The sequence below is a fragment of the Streptomyces sp. NPDC058637 genome, assembly GCF_042717325.1.
GTDB lineage: Bacteria > Actinomycetota > Actinomycetes > Streptomycetales > Streptomycetaceae > Streptomyces.
In genome coordinates, this window is record NZ_JBHXRD010000001.1 from 210,729 (window position 1) to 226,522 (window position 15,794).

Here is a 15,794-nt window from a genome sequence, read left to right on the forward strand (position 1 = left end):
CCCCGTGGGCGAGACCGGTCTCGAACTGCGGACCACCCTCCAGCACCTCGTGGACACCACCACGGCGCTGACCGGCGCGCGCTACGGCGCCCTGGCCGTCCTCGACCGGGACAGCCACCGCGTCGTCGACCTGTTCACCACCGGGCTGACCGACGCCGAACGCCGGCGCGTCGGCCGTCTCCCGGACGGCCGCAGGGGGGTGCTCGGGGTCCTCGTCGACGACCCGGAGCCGCTGCGCCTGGACGACCTGACCACCGATCCGCGCTCCTGCGGCACGCCTCCCGGGCACCCCCCGACGCGATCCTTCCTCGGCTCCTCGATCCGGGTGCACACCGAGGTGCTCGGCAGTCTGTGCGTCACCGGGAAGGTCTCGGGGCACTTCACCGACACGGACACGGCGCTGCTGCGGCTGCTCGCCTCCCAGGCGGGCGCGGCCATCGGCGGCGCCCATCTGTACGAGGTGGCGCGCCAGCGCGAGCAGTGGATCGAGGGGGCCGCCGCCGTCACCAGGGCGCTGCTGACCGGCAGCGGGACGACGGACGCCCTGATGACCGTCGCCGAGCGGGCCAGGGTGCTGGCCGGCGCGTCGGCCGGGGTGATCCTCCAGCCGACCGGGGACGGCGGGATGGAGATCGTCGCCGCCTCCACCCACGACGACCCGGCGGGCCTCGTCGGCGCCGTCATCGAGCCGGGCTCACCCGTCCTCGTCCAGCTGCTGGGCGGCGAGGAGGTGTTCATCGAGGATTCGGCGACCGATCCGCGGATGACGACGCACGTGCGGTCGCGGTTCGGCCCCAGCATGATGCTGCCGCTGAAGAGCGGCGGCCGGCTCATCGGCACCCTGGCCCTGCCCAGGCGGCGCGGCGGCCCCCCGTACACGGCGGTGGACCGGCTGCTGGCCTCGCAGTTCGCCTCCCAGGCCGCGCTGGCCCTGGTGATGGCGGACGCCCAGCACTACCGGGAGCAGCTCGCGGTCTACGAGGACCGCGACCGGATCGCCCGCGATCTGCACGACCTCGTCGTCCAGAGGCTCTTCGCGACGGAGATGATGCTGGAGTCGACGCGTCGCAAGGACCTGGCGGGCGACACCGAAACCGCCGAGCTGCTCGCTACGGCCGTCGACGAGCTGGACTCCACGATCCAGGAGGTCCGGACCGCGATCTTCGCGCTGCAGCAGCCTCCCGCCGACGCGCCCACGACCCTCCGCGGCAAGGTGCTGCGCGAGACGGGCGGCGCGGCGGCGGTGCTGGGCTTCCAGCCGTCCGTGCACTTCACGGGGGCGGTGGACGCGCTGGTGCCGGAGCCGGTGGAAGGGCAGCTGCTCGGTGTGCTGCGCGGGGCGCTCGCCGCCGCGCACCGCCGCACGGGGGTGTCGGCCGTCGAGGTGGAGGTGGACGCGACGGCGCGGCTGCCCGGCGGGGCCGCGGCGGTGCGGCTGGTGGTCGCGGACGACGGGCGCACCGAGAGCGGCACCCGGTCGCCGACCGTCACCTGGCAGGCGCCGCTCTGAGCGCGACGCGCGTGTTGGAGTGGGCGACACCGGCGTCGCGTTTCAGCCGGCGCAGCAGGGCGTCCAGGGAGCCGGGGTCGGCGGCCGTGGCCCGTACGAGGTAGTCGTGGCCGCCCGTCACGTGCACCACCTCGGTGATGCCGGGCAGGGTGAGCACCGCGCGTTCGAACTCCTCGTTCGTGGTGTCGAGGCGCAGCGACACGTCGATGAAGACGACGAGTCCCGACCGGGTGTCGGCGGCCGGGTCGACGATGACCGTGAAGCCGCGGATCACCCCGTCGCGGCGCATGCGGCGTACACGGTCGCCCGCCGCGTTGGCGCTGAGCCCCACGCGCAGGCCCAGATCGCGGTACGAGATCCGGGCGTCCTCCTGGAGGATGCCGAGGATCTCTCTGTCCAGCCGGTCCATACCTGCGATTGTCGCAGCCCGGGCCCGGAAACGGCGGGTGAGCGGCGGCCGCCCGGGCCCCGGCGCGGCCGTCGCCCTAGGCGCGTCTGCCGGAGGGCTCCTCCCCGGATGGCGCAATCCGACGGGCCGCCGGGGGGCCGCGCCCGTTGACTTGGCCCGTGGACACAGCTGCCGAGCAGGCCCCCGCCCCGGACCGTGGACAGTCCTCCGCCGCCTACCGGAACCTCGTCGTGGCCACGGTCGGCTTCACCCTCACCTTCTGGGCGTGGAACCTGATCGCGCCGATGTCCGGCGACTACAGGGAGCGGCTCGGTCTCGACTCGTTCCAGCAGTCGTTCCTCGTCGCGGTGCCGGTGCTCGTCGGCTCGCTGGGCCGCATCCCGGTGGGCGCGCTGACCGACAGGTTCGGTGCGCGGCTGATGTTCCCCGCGGTGTCGGCGCTGACGATCGTCCCCGTCCTGCTGCTGATCCCGGCGAGGGACTCCTACGGGGCGATGATCGCCGTCGGCTTCCTGCTCGGTCTGGGCGGTACGACGTTCGCGATCGGCATCCCGCTCGTCAACTCGTGGTTCCCGCCCGCGAAGCGGGGACTCGCCCTCGGTGTGTTCGGGATGGGCATGGGCGGTGTCGCGCTGTCCGGCTACTTCACACCCCGTATCGCGAAGCACGGCGACAACCTGCCGTTCCTGGTCGTCGCCGGGGCGCTGGTGGTCTATTCGCTGCTGGCCGCCGTCCTGATCACGGACCGCCCGGACCGGCAGGTGCCGACGGACTCGCTCGGGCACCGGCTGGGGCAGGCGGGCCGGCTGCGGGTCACCTGGGAGCTGTCCGCGCTGTACGCGATCGGCTTCGGCGGCATCGTCGCGTTCGGGGTGTACCTGCCGACGTATCTGAAGACCTGGTACGACATGTCACCGACCGAGGCGGGCACGAAGGCGGCCGGATTCGCCCTGGTCACGGTGATCTTCCGGCCGATCGGCGGCTGGCTCTCGGACCGCGCCCACCCGGCCCTGGTCACGGCGGCGGCACTGCTGGTCGCGGCGCTCATGGCGATCCTCCAGGCGTTCGAACCCGGTCTGGATCCGGTCGGCACGATCGCGCTGCTCTGCATGGCGGCGGGGCTCGGCACCGCGAGCGGCAGCGTCTTCGCCCTCGTCTCGCAGGTGACCCCGCAGGCCGAGGTGGGCAGTGTGACGGGCATCGTCGGCGCGATGGGCGGTCTCGGCGGCTTCGTACCGCCCCTGGTGATGGGCGCGATCTACAGCGCCAAGGACTCGTACTCGATCGGCTTCATGCTGCTGTCCGACCTGGCGCTGGCCGGCTGCGTGTACGCGTACGGCCGGATGCGGATCCTGCGGCCGGCGGACTGAGCGCACGAGGACGGTGGCGTCTCCAGCGGCATTCCCCCGGTGCCGGAGCCGGTTGGGCCTAGGCTCGGGGCGTGATTCCTCTTCTGCCTGCGCTGCACGAGACGTCCGGCCCCACGGCTTCGCGGGAGGCCGTCCGGTTCGACGGACACGCCCTGACGTACGCACAACTGGCCGGCGCGTCCGGCTCCCTCGCGGACCGGATCGCGGGCGCGGGGCGGGTCGCCGTCTGGGCCACGTCCACCCCGGAGACGGTGGTCGCGGTGGTGGCGGCCCTGCGGGCGGGCGTGCCCGCCGTACCGCTCAACCCGAGGACGGGCGGGCAGGAGCTGGCGCACATCCTCGCCGACAGCACACCCTCGGTGGTGCTGGCCGGGGCCGGTGACGAACTGCCCGCCGCGCTGGACGGCCTGACGCGGATCGACGTCGACACGGCGGCGGTGTCCCCGTCCGCTCCCCCGCCCGAGCCGTCCCCCGAGTCCCCCGCCCTGATCGTGTACACCTCCGGGACGACGGGGCCGCCGAAGGGCGCCGTGCTCCCCCGCCGGGCGATCGCCGCGTCGCTGGACGCGCTGGAGGACGCCTGGGGGTGGACCGGCGACGACGTCCTCGTGCACGCCCTGCCGCTGTTCCACGTGCACGGACTGATCCTGGGCGTGCTCGGCCCGCTGCGCCGGGGCGGCTCGGTGCGCCATCTCGGCCGGTTCACCACCGAGGGGGTGGCCCGGGAGCTGCTCACCGGCGGCACGATGCTGTTCGGCGTGCCCACGATGTACCACCGGCTGGCCGGGGCGCTGGCCGGTCCGGCCGCCGCCGGGAGCCTCACGAAGGCTCTGGCGGGTGCCCGGCTGCTGGTCTCCGGCTCGGCGGCGCTGCCGGTCCACGACCACGAGCGGATCGCGGCGGCCACCGGCCGCCGGGTCATCGAGCGGTACGGGATGACGGAGACGCTGATGAACACGGGCGTACGCGCCGACGGCGCTCCGCGCGCGGGGACGGTCGGCCCGCCGCTGTCCGGCGTGGAGCTGCGGCTCGTCGAGGAGGACGGCACCGTGCTCGACGACACCGCGTCCATCGGCGAGATCCAGGTGCGCGGCCCGAACCTCTTCACCGGTTATCTGAACCGCCCCGACGCGACGGCCGCCGCCTTCACCGCGGACGGCTGGTTCCGTACGGGCGACATGGCCACGGTCGATCCCGGCGGCTACGTACGGATCGTCGGGCGCAAGGCCACCGACCTGATCAAGAGCGGCGGTTACAAGATCGGCGCGGGCGAGATCGAGAACGCGCTGCTGGACCATCCGGGGGTCCGCGAGGCCGCCGTCACGGGCGAGCCGGACGCCGATCTCGGGGAGCGGATCGTCGCCTGGGTGGTGCCGGCCGACCCGGGTTCGCCGCCCGGCGAGCGGGAGCTGGCGGACCATGTGGCGGACCTGCTGGCCCCGCACAAGCGGCCGCGCGTCGTCCGTTACCTCGACGTCCTGCCCCGCAACGAGCTGGGCAAGATCATGAAGAGGTCGCTCGGTGTCTGACTCGCAGGGTGGCGGCCGCGTGTCGGCGCGGGAGGCCGTCGCCGCTCTCACCGGGAGCTTCACCGAGCACCGTCCGCCCGAGCGCCCCGGCCCGGCGGACGGCCCGCTCGGCTGGAGCGGCTACGCCGACTCCCGGGCCCGTGCCGCCGCCAGGACCGGCGAGGAGGAGTCCGTCCTCTACGGGGTCGCCACCGTCGAGGGCCTTCCCTGTGTCCTGGTCTCCTTCGAATTCGGCTTCCTGGGCGGCTCGTTGGGCGGGAGTACCGGGGACCGGCTGGAGGCCGCGTACGCGCTCGCCGGGGAGCGCCGCCTCCCCCTCGTCTCGCTCGTCGCGACCGGGGGCAGCCGCATGCAGGAGGGCATGGTCGCGCTGATACAGCTCCAGCGGGTGGCCCGCGCATCGGCACGGCTGCGCGCGGCGGGGCTGCCGCAGATCGCGGTGCTGCGGGATCCGACGACCGGCGGCGGCTGGGCGACCGTGGGGGCGGGTGCCGATGTGGTGCTGGCGCTGCCGGGTGCCCAGATCGGCTTCGCCGGGTCCCGGGTGCGGCCCGCCGACGCGGACCCGTTCGCGTACTCGGCCGAGGGGCAGCTGGCGGCGGGCCAGGTCGACGCGGTCGTGCCGGCCGGGGAGCTGTCCGGGACGCTGGGCCGCTGGCTGGCCGTGCTCACGTCCGCCGGACCGGCGGCGGCGCCGGTTCCGGCCGCGCTGTCGGACACGGCACTGCCGGCGACCGGCTGGGACGCGGTTCGCCACGCCCGCGCCGCGTCGCGGCCACGGGCCGGGGCGTACCTGGACGCCTACTTCGACTTCCGGCTGCCCCTGAACGGCGACCGGTGCGGCGGCAGCGATCCGGGGCTGCTCTGCGGGGCGGGGCTGCACGAGGGACGGCCGGTGGTGTACGTGGCCCAGTGCGGCACCGCGACCCGCCCGGCCGGTTACCGGACGGCGGCCCGGGTGATCCGGCTCGCGGACCGGCTCGGCCTTCCGGTCCTGACCCTGATCGACACCCCGGGCGCGGCGAACGACGCGGAGGCGGAACGGGCGGGTGCGGGCGCGGCCATCGCCGACACCTTCGCGGCGATCGCCGCCGCCCGGGTGCCGGTGACGACCCTGGTGATCGGCGAGGGCGGTTCGGGCGGGGCACTGGCCCTCGCCTCACCGGACCGTACCCATGTCACGGCGGACAGCTATTTCTCGGTGATCGCACCGGAGTTGGCGGCGGCCATCCTGAAGCGCGGGCCCGAGGAGGTGCGTGCCACCGCCGACCAGCTCCGTATCCGCCCGCAGGATCTGGTGGACCTGGGGGTGGCCCGCTCGGTCGTGGGACCGGTCGTGCTGCCCTGAGGGCTGCGGGGCGCGGTGCGGGCTCGGGTGCGGCGCGGGCCACGTGCCGCTTGCCGCTACGGCTGCGGGTCCCGGGCGTCGTAGCGGGCGAAGTCGCGCCATCGCAGCCCGAGCAGGCACACCAGCAGGATGCACGCGATGCCGCCGCCGGTCACCGCGACGGCCGGGGAGGACAGGTCGGCGACGGAGCCGGCGGCCAGGCCCACGGAGAGCCCGAACGATCCGGTCGCGCTGAACAGGCCGGTTCGCGGCGGTCGACGGTGTCCGCGAAGGCCCCGCTGTACAGCCCGAGCAGCACCAGCGGGACGAACGAGCGGAGACCGATCAGCCCGACGGAGAACGCGGACCCGGTGATGTCGTAGACCTGGAGCGAGACGGCCAGCGCCGTCATGCCCTGCCCGATCCAGGAGACGGTGTTCCCGAACCAGAGCCGCCGGTGGTCGATCGCGTCCGCAGGGGCGTCAGGTCGGCGAGTATGCGCGTGCGGGGTACAGGTTGTTCGGCTGTTTCGGTCACAGGGGATGGTAGCGACCGCGTACGGTGCGGGGCCCGCCGCCCGGGACGGGCCCCGCGGTGGTCACGCGCAGGCGGCCGGGTCCGGCGGCCCCGTCCGTACGGCGCTGATGGTCACCGGGACGCTGCTGTCGACGGTCCCGTCCGGGCGGTACACCGTCGAGACCCCGGAGCTGGTGAAGGAGGAGCCGCTCTGCTCCGCGTCCTGGTCGATGTCGACCCAGCCCGTCACGGCGCCGCCCTCGTCGTGCCACGTCTCGCGTATGCGGTAGTCGAAGGCGTCGGTTCCCGTCCTGCTCCAACTGCCCTTGCTGGCACCGGCCGGGGACACCAGGCAGACCGTCCGGTCCAGCCGGAACGACAACCGCACCTCGTAGGCGGCGCCCTCGCGCGTCACCTGCGCCTGCCAGCTCCCCACCGGTACGGAGTACCGGTGGGACGCCTCCGCGGTCCCGGCCGCCAACGGGGCCAGCAGACCGACGGCCGCCGCACAGACGGCGGCCCGCCGGGCCGGTCTCGACGTGAGGTTCTTCCACTCCAGCCGCGCGGGCTTCATCCGATTCATGTGCGCAGTCTCGTCGCACGGCCTCTCACCGCACTCGACCGCCGCTGCAGAGAGCCCCGGGGGACTGGAGCACGAGAACCGCAGGCCTGGGACCGCCCGCTCATATCCGAGGGCGTGGACCCGGCCCGCGAGACGGTCGCGTCGGGCGGCGCCCCTACGCGCTCCGGGCGGCGAAGAGCGCCGCCCCCGACGAGGCGATCGTCCGAGGATATGCCAAGCGTCTCGACGGGTCCGAACCGGAGAATCTACGGTACGACGAGGTCTGAGCACGCCGCCGTGCCTGAGCAGCCGCCGTGCCTGAGCAGCCGCCGTGCCTGCCCATGCCGCCGTGCCGCAGGCCGGTGCCCGGCCCCCTTCCCGGGCTGTGGCAACGGTCCGCTCGTCCGCTCGCCTGCCGTAGCGGTTCGTCCGCCCGGTGTCGGCGGGGTTTCTGCCGACACCGGGCGGGTCGTTCTCAGTTCTGGTTCAACGGGAGCGCGATGTCGACGACCGGGCGGCCGGCCGGGAACGAGCCGACGAGGGACGTCTCACCGTCGAGGATGCCGACCTGGTAGAAACGCTGCTTCCCACCCGTGGACAGTGCGGCGAAACCGCGGTTGGAGCCGTCGGAGGGCGTGTAGTAGATGTCGAACCCGGCCCAGGGTCCGGTGTTCACTCCCAGGCTTCCGGTGGGGGCGAGCGTGCCAGCGTTGGCCGGGGACTGGAGGGAGACCCGGTCGTTGACCGTGTCGATGTCGAACAGGGTGGTCGCGGTGGCCGCGTTGAGGTCGTTGTTGGTGTAGGCGGCCCCGGTGACGCCGAGCGCGGTCGAGGGCGGTGCGGTCGGGTTGGTGAGGGTGCCGTCGACGGTGGTGGTGCGCGGTGCGGCCGGGTCGTCGATGTTGTGGCGCAGGTTCTGGCCGGTGTCGCTGATGACGCGCAGGCGGTTGGCGGCGGGGTTGAAGTCGACGCCGAAGTTCCTGCCCGCGAGGGCGACGGTGAGCTGGGAGACCTTGACGGCCCGGGCGTCGCTGTTGACCGTGTAGACGCCACCCCGGTCGCCGACACCGTAGAGCTTGCCGTTCTGGACCCGGAAGTCGATGCCGACCAGCTTCCTGTCCGCCCTCAGGCCGGAGACCTTGCCGAACGACCAGCTGTCGCCGGGGTCGGTGACCTGGAAGCCGATCAGGCGCTGGTCGGAGGTCAGCCCCACGCTGATGAGACCGGGCGACGCCGCACGCCCGCGTGGACCGAACGGGGTGGGCTCGGTTCCGGCCGATGCGAGAGCGGGGGCGGCAAGGGACAGAGCGATGGCGCCGGCTGCGGCGGCCGAAAGAAGACGAGTACGCACGGTTGCACTCCGAACGGTAGTCAGCCCGCCCACGGAACGGGGCGGGTCCACCCGTTACTTCGGCGCCACCTTCACTCCGGTTTGGTCAGACAGGGCAATATGCACCGAATGGCCCATAAGGTACCGGTAGCCACGGACCCGCGGCGGAGGCCTTGCCGTCACCCCACGCACCGATCCGCTGTGCGCGTCAGCTGGTGAGCTGAACGTCACCTACCGGCTGGTCGGCGAGAGCGGCGGCGAGCTGCTGTCGGGCCTTGGCCAAGGCCGCTTCGGCGGTGAGTGTCCCGGTGGACACGCACAACGTGTAGGTGACGTCTTCCAGTTCCCGGCGGATGCCGGCGGAACATTGCCCGGTGTCCTGCGCGAGCAGCGTTTCGTAACGCTGAAGGAGACTGCGAAGTATCGCGGGATGGGCCACCAGCATGGGGAGACTCCTTCGTTTGCCGACCCGTTTCGCCAGGACCGGCTGCCTGCGGGAATGCGCGTACGACGTACCGAGGGCCCGCATCGAGCGGCGTGTACCGCGTTCGGTGGGCTCTCGCGTTCAGCGTGGCCGGCGTTCGCCGCCGGCCACGAAGGGGGTTCAGGCGAGCATGCCGGTGCGAAGCTGGCCGAGGATGCGGTTCAGGAGCCGGGAGACGTGCATCTGGGAGAGGCCGAGTTCCGCGCCGATCTGGGCCTGGGTCATCTCCTGGCCGAAGCGCATCTCTATGATGCGCCGCTGCCGGTCGTCGAGCCGGCCGAGGAGCGGGGCCAGGGTGTGCAGGTTTTCCACGGTGTCCATGGCGGGGTCCGCTTCGCCGAGTACGTCGGCGTAGCTGCGGGCGGCACCCGAGGAGTTCTCACCGTCGCCCGGTAGCTCCAGGGAGCCGGCGGTGTAGCCGTTGGAGGCGACGATCCCTTCGATGATGTCGTCTTCACTCAGTTCGAGGTGCGCGCCGAGTTCCTTGACCGTCGGTTCGCGGTCCAGGGCGGTGGCGAGCTGCTCCTTGGCCTTGGCGATCTCCACCCGTAGTTCCTGGAGCCGTCGGGGCACGTGGACGGCCCAGGTGGTGTCGCGGAAGAATCTTTTGATCTCGCCGACGATGTAGGGGACGGCGAAGGTGGTGAACTCGACTTCGCGAGAGAGGTCGAATCGGTCGATCGCCTTGATCAGGCCGATGGTGCCGACCTGGATGATGTCCTCCATGTCCCCGCTGCCGCGGTTACGGAACCGGCGCGCGGCGAACTGGACCAGGGAGAGGTTCATCTCGATGAGGGTGTTACGGGCGTACTGGTACTCGCGCGTTCCCTCTTCCAGTACCTGGAGCTGATCGAGGAACAGCTTCGACAGGGCCCGGGCGTCCTTGGGTGCGACCTTTCCCGCGTCCTCGATCCACGGCAGATCGCCGGATCTGTCCAGGGGCGGATTCGCGGCCTCGGTGCGTGCGGCGCTCGTGGTGGGCGCAGAAGCGGTTGCCATGGTCCATCCTTTCCAGGTGGTGCGTTCGTCCTGGATCCGCTCCTGCCCCCATGCGGTTACTCCACGCCCGTCCCGCGGTACAGAAACCGTTCCGGGCCGGAAACAGCCGGTGGGCGATGCGGTGCCGGCGCCCCCCGCGGGCCGCTGACAGGCCGTGACCCGGCTCCTGGAACCTGTTGTCCGAAGGCCGTCACTGTCTTAGAACGGCATGCGACCGCGGGAGCGCCGACCGGCTGACCCACTGCGGCCCACCGCCTTGGAGCTGCTGCGGAAGGGCTTGCTGAAGATGCGGCCCAGGACGCCCGGGGCCTTGCCGCCGGCCCGCGATCCCAAGCCCAGAGTGCGCTGGGTGCCACGTTCGGGGCGGCGGGACAGGCCGGGGACGAAGAAGGCGAGGATAGCCAGAACGGCACAAAGGGCGATGATACCGACAATCATCATTCGGGGGCTCCTTGGGTCGGGGTGTATCTGTCGCATGCCCGTAAGGCGCGACGGCATGCGCGGAGATGACCGCCGAGGGAGGACAGGGTGCCGGACCACGGGGTCGGGGGCACAGGTCCACAGGCGTACAGTCGGCTCGCTGTACCAGCCCGCGCCGGACCGGGCCGTGTACGGACCCCGATTCCGATCCTTTTGCCGGCCAGGTGAGGTCATGACCAGTACGCAGAATCCCCCGGAGCTGACCGACGACTCCCCGGAGCCTCGAACCGGAGCGTCGGCCGAGGAGCGCGCTACGCGGATAAGACGTCGGCTGGAGCGGCTGATCGGCGTCGCGGCCACCGAAGGCAACGCCCTCGTCCCCTTGCGGAACGGGGACGAGATCTTCGCGGCGATGCTGGAAGGCATCCGCGCGGCCCGTTACACCGTGGACATGATGACCTTCGTCTACTGGAAGGGTGACATAGCCCGACAGTTCGCCCAGACGCTCGCGGAGCGGGCCCGCGCGGGCCTGCGGGTGCGGCTCCTCCTGGACGGTTTCGGCAGCCGGCTCATCGAGACCGAGCAACTGGAGGCGATGGAGCGGGCCGGGGTGCAGGTGGCGTGGTTCCGTAAGCCGCTCCACCTCTCACCGTTCAAGCAGAACCACCGTTGCCACCGCAAGGTTCTGGTCGTGGATGAGGAGACAGCCTTCACCGGCGGCGTCGGCATCGCCGAGGAATGGTGCGGTGACGCGCGCGACGAGCACGAGTGGCGCGACACCCACGTCCAGGTCCGCGGCCCCGCCGTGGACGGCATCGCAGCCGCGTTCGCCCAGAACTGGGCCGAGTGCCACGACGACCTCTTCGACGACCACGACCGCTTCATCAAGCACAGCCCTCAGGGGAACTCGGTCGTGCAGGTCGTACGCGGCTCAGCCAGCTTCGGCTGGCAGGACATGCAGACCCTGATGCGCGTCATGCTGGAATCAGCCGAGGAACGCTTCCGGCTCTCCACCGCCTACTTCTCACCCGACAGGTATTTCATCGAGCTCCTCTGCGCCACCGCACGCCGGGGCGTCGAGGTGGAGATACTGCTGCCCGGACCGCACACCGACAAGCGGGTCTGCCAGCTGGCGGGGCAGCACTTCTACGAGGACCTGACCGCCTGCGGGGTCAAGATCTTCCAGTACCAGCCGACGATGATGCACGCCAAGGTGATCACCGTCGACCACGTCGCCGCCCTGATCGGATCGACGAACTTCAACCGGCGCTCACTCGACCACGACGAAGAGGTCATGCTCGCCGTCCTGGACGAGGAGTTCACCGCGACGCTGGACAGTCACTTCGATCAGGACATGGCCGTGAGCCAACTGATCAGCCGGGGTCGCTGGAAGAAGCGCTCGCTGGCACAACGCGCCCGCGAGGCGGCCGTTCAGCCCATCCGCCGCTACCTGTGACCGCCTCGGCCGGCCGGCGCCGCGTCACAGCCCGTGAGGCGACTCCCGATTCCGGCGCGGCGTCCCCCTGGTGGCCTTCGCCGAGGCGTTGAGCATCGAGGCGCGGCCGTCGGCGTCAGCCGCCGGGGCGGCTTCATCCCCTCCAGGTTCGGCGGGTACTCCTTCGGTGACCACGGCATCGCGACGCACGTCACTCGCTGCCGTGCGCGGCCCGAAGCACGAAGGCAGCGACGTCCGCACGGCTGGGCCACCGCGTCGTCGGACACCGCGCCTTCACAGCGTTCCGCGCGAAACGCCGCCTCCCTTCGCAGCGTCCGGGCAGCCCCGCGCAGGGGATGTGGACGGCGGTGCGACCGCCCTGAGGTCATTCGTCGGCACTCGGCTCGCGGAACTCACGGATGGCCGTGGCGGTTTCGATCCCGTCGTCGTGCAGCAGATGGCGCATACGGGAGGTGTCGACGTAGGCGGCGTCGAGGGGGTGCGTGAGGAGACGTGAGAGCGCTGTGCCGTGCTTGGCCATCGAGCTCCTGCCCGGCATGAAGATCGACAGCTCGTCCCGGGATTCGAACGTCTCCACCTCGATGTCGGCAGGCAGGGACGCCAACACCACCTCTTCGTCCGCCGCGACGGGGACTTTGACCAGCCACTGCGGTCCCTCACCGGCGAGGATCCGGCTCTTCTGTTCGGGGGTCCCGGCGGCCAGGGTTCGCCAAGGCGTCCCGGCCACCACGGCTCCGTACGACTCCACGGTCCTCACCACATCCTGAACCGCGGCAGTGACCGCGGCGTCGGCCGCGTTCCAGTCGTACGGGTCGCGCCCGGCGGGTGGGCACGGCACCCGCTTCGACGCCACGGTCATCTCGTCGACGTGGCGCAGGACCGCTTCGGGAGGCGACGTGAGCAACTCGCGTGCGTCTCTGATGGCCTCGTCCTGCACCCGGCGCTGCTGTCGCACCTCCGTCACGTGCTGCCGCAAGAGGATCGGTGCCCGGCCAGGCTGGTCGAGAGCGCGTCGGACGAGCGTCACGCTCATACCTGTGCCGCGCAGTACGGTGATCAGCATGGCCCGTTCGACCTGCCCGAACGCGTAGGAGCGGTAGCCGGTCCGCTCGTCGACCTCGGCCGGAACGAGCAGGCCTTCGGCGTGGTAGTACCGAAGTGTCTGCGGCGGCAGGTCACACATCTCGCTGAAATCACTGATCGACAACATGCTGCCATCCTCGGCCTTGCAGCGACCGCGAGGTCCGGTACCGAGCCCATGCACGTGGCACGGGCCTGTCAGCCCGCGCCACGTCGAGGTCCCACGGCGAGCGGCGCGCATGTCGGGCCCTCATCCGTACTCCCCGTTCCGCTACCCGCTGTTCTGTGCGGCGACCGCTGCGACACCCCGCACCCGGCACGCGGCAGGTGCCGTCACCGGCCGGGCAACCGCCCCTGCGCGGCTGCCCGGTCGTGCTGCCGCCATGATGCGCGTCGACCACTGTCGTCGGCTCGACGGCATGCTTCGCGCGGCTCACGGTCCTGCGGTGCGGCAGCGGGGGTACGGCTCGGCTTCCCGCCCTGCGCGTAACCTGCCGCGTGCCACCTCGCGGCAGGTGAGGCGTCGGCCGCTGGTCACTTGGCGAGGAACGTGAGGAGGGCGTCGGTGACTTCCTGGGCGTGGGTCCACAGCAGGCCGTGGGGCGCGCCGTCGATGACGACGTAGTCGGCCTGCGGGAGTGCCTGGTGGAAGCGTTCTCCGGTGGCCTCGATGGGCAGGATGCGGTCGGCGGTGCCGTGCAGGATCAGCGTCGGAACATCGATCTTGGGCAGGTCGGCACGGAAGTCGGTGGACCAGGTGGCCACGCAGGCCAGGGAGGCGTACGAGGAGGCGCCGGCGGCGACGTTCCAGCTGTTGCGGACGGCTTCCTCGCTGATGCGGGTGCCGAGGTTCTCGTCGAGGTTGTAGAAGTTCTCGTAGAACTCGGTGAAGTAGGCGTAGCGGTCGGCGGTGACAGCGCCTTCGATGTCCTTGAAGATGGTGCCGTCGACGCCGCCGGGGTTGTCGTCGGTCCTGAGGAGGAAGGGTTCGAGGGAGGCGAGGAAGGCAGCCTTGGCGATCCGGGCGGAGCCGTAGGTGCCCAGGTAACGGCCGACCTCACCGGTGCCCATGGAGAAGCCCACGAGAACGGCGTCGTTGAGGTCGAGGGTCTCCAGGATGACGTTCAGGTCGGCGGCGAAGGTGTCGTAGTCGTAGCCGGTGGTGGGCCGGCCGGAGCGGCCGAAACCGCGCCGGTCGTACGTGATCACGCGGTAGCCGGCCGACAGGAGTGCGGCGGACTGCTTCTCCCAGGAGTGGCCGTCGAGCGGGTATCCGTGGATCAGAACGACGGGCTGCCCCGTGCCGTGGTCCTCGTAGTACAGCTCGATGCTGGTGGAGTTCTCGTGGTCGACGGTGATGAACGCCATGGTGGTGCTGCCTTCCGGTGTGAACGCGTCTGATGGTGAAGTGCCCGATCGGGCAGGGTTGTGCGGTGAGGTGCGATGAGGCGGCAGGGTGAAGCTGCCGGTCATCGGACCGTGCGGGCCGCCTGCTCGACGATGCGGGTGACGGCCTCGGGGCGCGATACGGACACCGCGTGAGACGCGTCGATGGTCGTCGTGCGGGCCTTGGCGCGGGTCGACATGAAGCGCTGGGCGGCCACGGGGATGTTGCGGTCCTCCGTGGTGACCAGTGACCAGGAGGGGATCGTCTTCCAGGCTGCCTGGGTGGACTTCTCCTCCAGAGCGGCGGCGGCGATCGGACGCTGCCCGGCTGCCATGAGCCTGGTCCTGTCCGCCGGAACATCTGCGGCGAACTGACTGCGGAACTTCTCCGGCTTGATGTACACGTCCGCGCCCTGACCACCGTCGGGCAGGGCGTAGTTGACGGACTCGACGGCCTGCCCGAGTGTGCTGCCGGGGAACTTGTCCGTCAGCCCGATCGAGCTCTCGCCCGTGTCGGGCAGGAACGCCGCGATGTAGACCAGGGCCTTCACCTTGTCCTCGAGGCCCGCGGCGGCCTGGCTGATGACGGTGCCGCCGTAGGAGTGGCCGACCAGGACCACGGGTCCGTCGATGTGGTCGAGGACGCTGCGCAGGTAGGCGGCATCGGTCGCCGGGCCGCGCAGCGGGTTGGCGGCGGACACCACCGGATAGCCGGCGCGCTGCAGCCGGGCGACGACGCCGTCCCAGCTCGATGCGTCGGCGAACGCTCCGTGTTCCAGCACGATCGTCGGACGTATCGCGTGGTGGGGCGCCGCGCCGGCTGTGCCGGGCAGGGTCACGGCGGCGACGGACAGCCCTACGGCCGCGGTGACGCCGAGCAGCGCGGTTCTGCGGCTCGGACGGACGTAACGGGTGGTGCGCATGCGTGAGATCCCTCTTGGTTGGTTGATGGCCCTCGACGGACCGGACAGGCGAAGCAGACCGGTGCGTTCCAGGAACAGGGCCCCGGGTCGCTTCGCCGACGACTGCGTCGGCGTACGTCCGCCCGCGCCATGTGATCAGCACGGATCGGATCGGACTGCTGGTGGCCGGCGGGCGGCGGCTGCCGGCCTGCGGCTCGAGTGGTTCCGGGGCATCGCTCTCGCCCGGTCACCGGGAGTGGAGCGCGCCCTTCGTCTCGTATCTCGTATGACGACGGGACGGCCGGAGCGGTTCACCCGGAAACGGGCTGCTCGTTCGCTGACAGTGGATGGGCTGTGCGGGGCACCGCGATCAGCGGCTTCCCGACGTGATCGAGCCTATGACCGAGGGGACGCCACAGCCCTCACCCTTCGGGGCGATTACCGCCTCGCACCGTGGGTGCAGAAGCTGCAACCCAGGTAAGAGGCCGGGCTCCCCCTCCAGCCGGACGACGGC

Annotated in this window: 15 protein-coding genes and 1 pseudogene; 5 read left to right on the top strand and 11 right to left on the bottom strand. The window is 71.5% G+C overall.

The genetic code is table 11. From position 1 onward, the window contains the following. Positions 1 to 4 precede the first annotated feature (4 nt). Positions 5 to 1,510: a GAF domain-containing protein gene (locus ACFWVP_RS01000; RefSeq protein WP_384492815.1), complete on the top strand. Its 1,506-nt coding sequence runs from the start codon at positions 5 to 7 to the stop codon at positions 1,508 to 1,510. On the opposite strand, the gene ACFWVP_RS01005 is transcribed toward ACFWVP_RS01000, so the two are convergent. Further along, entirely contained in the window at positions 1,488 to 1,919 is a 432-nt protein-coding gene (locus tag ACFWVP_RS01005; RefSeq protein ID WP_384492816.1) for an Lrp/AsnC family transcriptional regulator, read from the bottom strand. The genes ACFWVP_RS01000 and ACFWVP_RS01005 overlap by 23 nt on opposite strands. Before the next feature lie 158 nt (positions 1,920 to 2,077). Between ACFWVP_RS01005 and ACFWVP_RS01010 the strand changes: the two genes are divergently transcribed. The 3 genes from ACFWVP_RS01010 to ACFWVP_RS01020 all read left to right on the top strand — a co-directional run bounded on the left by ACFWVP_RS01010 (position 2,078) and on the right by ACFWVP_RS01020 (position 6,166). Then, on the top strand, positions 2,078 to 3,289 hold the full coding sequence (locus ACFWVP_RS01010) for an MFS transporter (protein ID WP_384492817.1): 1,212 nt from the start codon (positions 2,078 to 2,080) through the stop codon (positions 3,287 to 3,289). A gap of 71 nt (positions 3,290 to 3,360) precedes the next feature. Continuing rightward, on the top strand, positions 3,361 to 4,818 hold the full coding sequence (locus ACFWVP_RS01015; protein WP_384492818.1) for an acyl-CoA synthetase: 1,458 nt from the start codon (positions 3,361 to 3,363) through the stop codon (positions 4,816 to 4,818). Then, positions 4,811 to 6,166 (top strand): carboxyl transferase domain-containing protein, encoded by a 1,356-nt coding sequence (locus tag ACFWVP_RS01020; RefSeq protein ID WP_384492819.1) that lies wholly within the window; start codon positions 4,811 to 4,813, stop codon positions 6,164 to 6,166. Before ACFWVP_RS01015 ends, ACFWVP_RS01020 begins: the two co-directional genes overlap by 8 nt. Positions 6,167 to 6,222: 56 nt before the next feature. Here the strand turns inward: ACFWVP_RS01020 and ACFWVP_RS01025 are convergent, their stop codons facing one another. The 7 genes and pseudogenes from ACFWVP_RS01025 to ACFWVP_RS01055 all read right to left on the bottom strand — a co-directional run bounded on the left by ACFWVP_RS01025 (position 6,223) and on the right by ACFWVP_RS01055 (position 10,477). Next, complete coding sequence (locus ACFWVP_RS01025) at positions 6,223 to 6,372, bottom strand: hypothetical protein (protein ID WP_384493017.1); 150 nt, start codon at positions 6,370 to 6,372, stop codon at positions 6,223 to 6,225. Beyond that, positions 6,357 to 6,682, bottom strand: a pseudogene (locus ACFWVP_RS01030) (MFS transporter); the annotation flags it as partial. The pseudogene ACFWVP_RS01030 and the gene ACFWVP_RS01025, both read right to left, overlap by 16 nt. A 61-nt stretch (positions 6,683 to 6,743) precedes the next feature. Further along, a complete protein-coding gene (locus tag ACFWVP_RS01035; protein ID WP_384492820.1) occupies positions 6,744 to 7,244 on the bottom strand; it encodes a hypothetical protein in 501 nt (166 codons plus the stop codon). A gap of 454 nt (positions 7,245 to 7,698) precedes the next feature. Beyond that, a complete protein-coding gene (locus ACFWVP_RS01040) occupies positions 7,699 to 8,574 on the bottom strand; it encodes a DUF4394 domain-containing protein (protein WP_384492821.1) in 876 nt (291 codons plus the stop codon). A 187-nt stretch (positions 8,575 to 8,761) separates the two neighbouring features. Then, positions 8,762 to 8,998 carry a DUF5133 domain-containing protein gene (locus ACFWVP_RS01045; RefSeq protein WP_384492822.1) on the bottom strand — a complete coding sequence of 79 codons (237 nt, stop codon included), beginning with the start codon at positions 8,996 to 8,998 and terminating at the stop codon, positions 8,762 to 8,764. 159 nt (positions 8,999 to 9,157) lie between these two features. Next, complete coding sequence (locus ACFWVP_RS01050) at positions 9,158 to 10,036, bottom strand: RNA polymerase sigma factor SigF (RefSeq protein WP_384492823.1); 879 nt, start codon at positions 10,034 to 10,036, stop codon at positions 9,158 to 9,160. Between the two features lie 198 nt (positions 10,037 to 10,234). Further along, entirely contained in the window at positions 10,235 to 10,477 is a 243-nt protein-coding gene (locus tag ACFWVP_RS01055) for a DUF6411 family protein (RefSeq protein ID WP_384492824.1), read from the bottom strand. A 211-nt stretch (positions 10,478 to 10,688) separates the two neighbouring features. Here ACFWVP_RS01055 and ACFWVP_RS01060 point away from each other — a divergent pair, with 211 nt between their 5' ends. Next, positions 10,689 to 11,912 (top strand): phosphatidylserine/phosphatidylglycerophosphate/cardiolipin synthase family protein, encoded by a 1,224-nt coding sequence (locus ACFWVP_RS01060; RefSeq protein ID WP_384492825.1) that lies wholly within the window; start codon positions 10,689 to 10,691, stop codon positions 11,910 to 11,912. Between the two features lie 364 nt (positions 11,913 to 12,276). Here the strand turns inward: ACFWVP_RS01060 and ACFWVP_RS01065 are convergent, their stop codons facing one another. The 3 genes from ACFWVP_RS01065 to ACFWVP_RS01075 form a co-directional block, all read right to left on the bottom strand. Continuing rightward, a complete protein-coding gene (locus ACFWVP_RS01065; protein WP_384492826.1) occupies positions 12,277 to 13,122 on the bottom strand; it encodes a MerR family transcriptional regulator in 846 nt (281 codons plus the stop codon). 404 nt (positions 13,123 to 13,526) lie between these two features. Then, on the bottom strand, positions 13,527 to 14,360 hold the full coding sequence (locus ACFWVP_RS01070) for an alpha/beta fold hydrolase (RefSeq protein WP_384492827.1): 834 nt from the start codon (positions 14,358 to 14,360) through the stop codon (positions 13,527 to 13,529). A gap of 101 nt (positions 14,361 to 14,461) precedes the next feature. Then, entirely contained in the window at positions 14,462 to 15,301 is an 840-nt protein-coding gene (locus ACFWVP_RS01075) for an alpha/beta fold hydrolase (RefSeq protein ID WP_384492828.1), read from the bottom strand. Between the last annotated feature and the right edge of the window lie 493 nt (positions 15,302 to 15,794).

Coding starts and splice junctions, on each gene's coding strand:
- ACFWVP_RS01035 (WP_384492820.1), bottom strand. CDS start 7,244: ATGAATCGGATGAAGCCCGCGCGGCTGGAGTGGAAGAACCTCACGTCG.
- ACFWVP_RS01070 (WP_384492827.1), bottom strand. CDS start 14,360: ATGGCGTTCATCACCGTCGACCACGAGAACTCCACCAGCATCGAGCTG.
- ACFWVP_RS01005 (WP_384492816.1), bottom strand. CDS start 1,919: ATGGACCGGCTGGACAGAGAGATCCTCGGCATCCTCCAGGAGGACGCC.
- ACFWVP_RS01050 (WP_384492823.1), bottom strand. CDS start 10,036: ATGGCAACCGCTTCTGCGCCCACCACGAGCGCCGCACGCACCGAGGCC.
- ACFWVP_RS01045 (WP_384492822.1), bottom strand. CDS start 8,998: ATGCTGGTGGCCCATCCCGCGATACTTCGCAGTCTCCTTCAGCGTTAC.
- ACFWVP_RS01060 (WP_384492825.1), top strand. CDS start 10,689: ATGACCAGTACGCAGAATCCCCCGGAGCTGACCGACGACTCCCCGGAG.
- ACFWVP_RS01075 (WP_384492828.1), bottom strand. CDS start 15,301: ATGCGCACCACCCGTTACGTCCGTCCGAGCCGCAGAACCGCGCTGCTC.
- ACFWVP_RS01055 (WP_384492824.1), bottom strand. CDS start 10,477: ATGATGATTGTCGGTATCATCGCCCTTTGTGCCGTTCTGGCTATCCTC.
- ACFWVP_RS01065 (WP_384492826.1), bottom strand. CDS start 13,122: ATGTTGTCGATCAGTGATTTCAGCGAGATGTGTGACCTGCCGCCGCAG.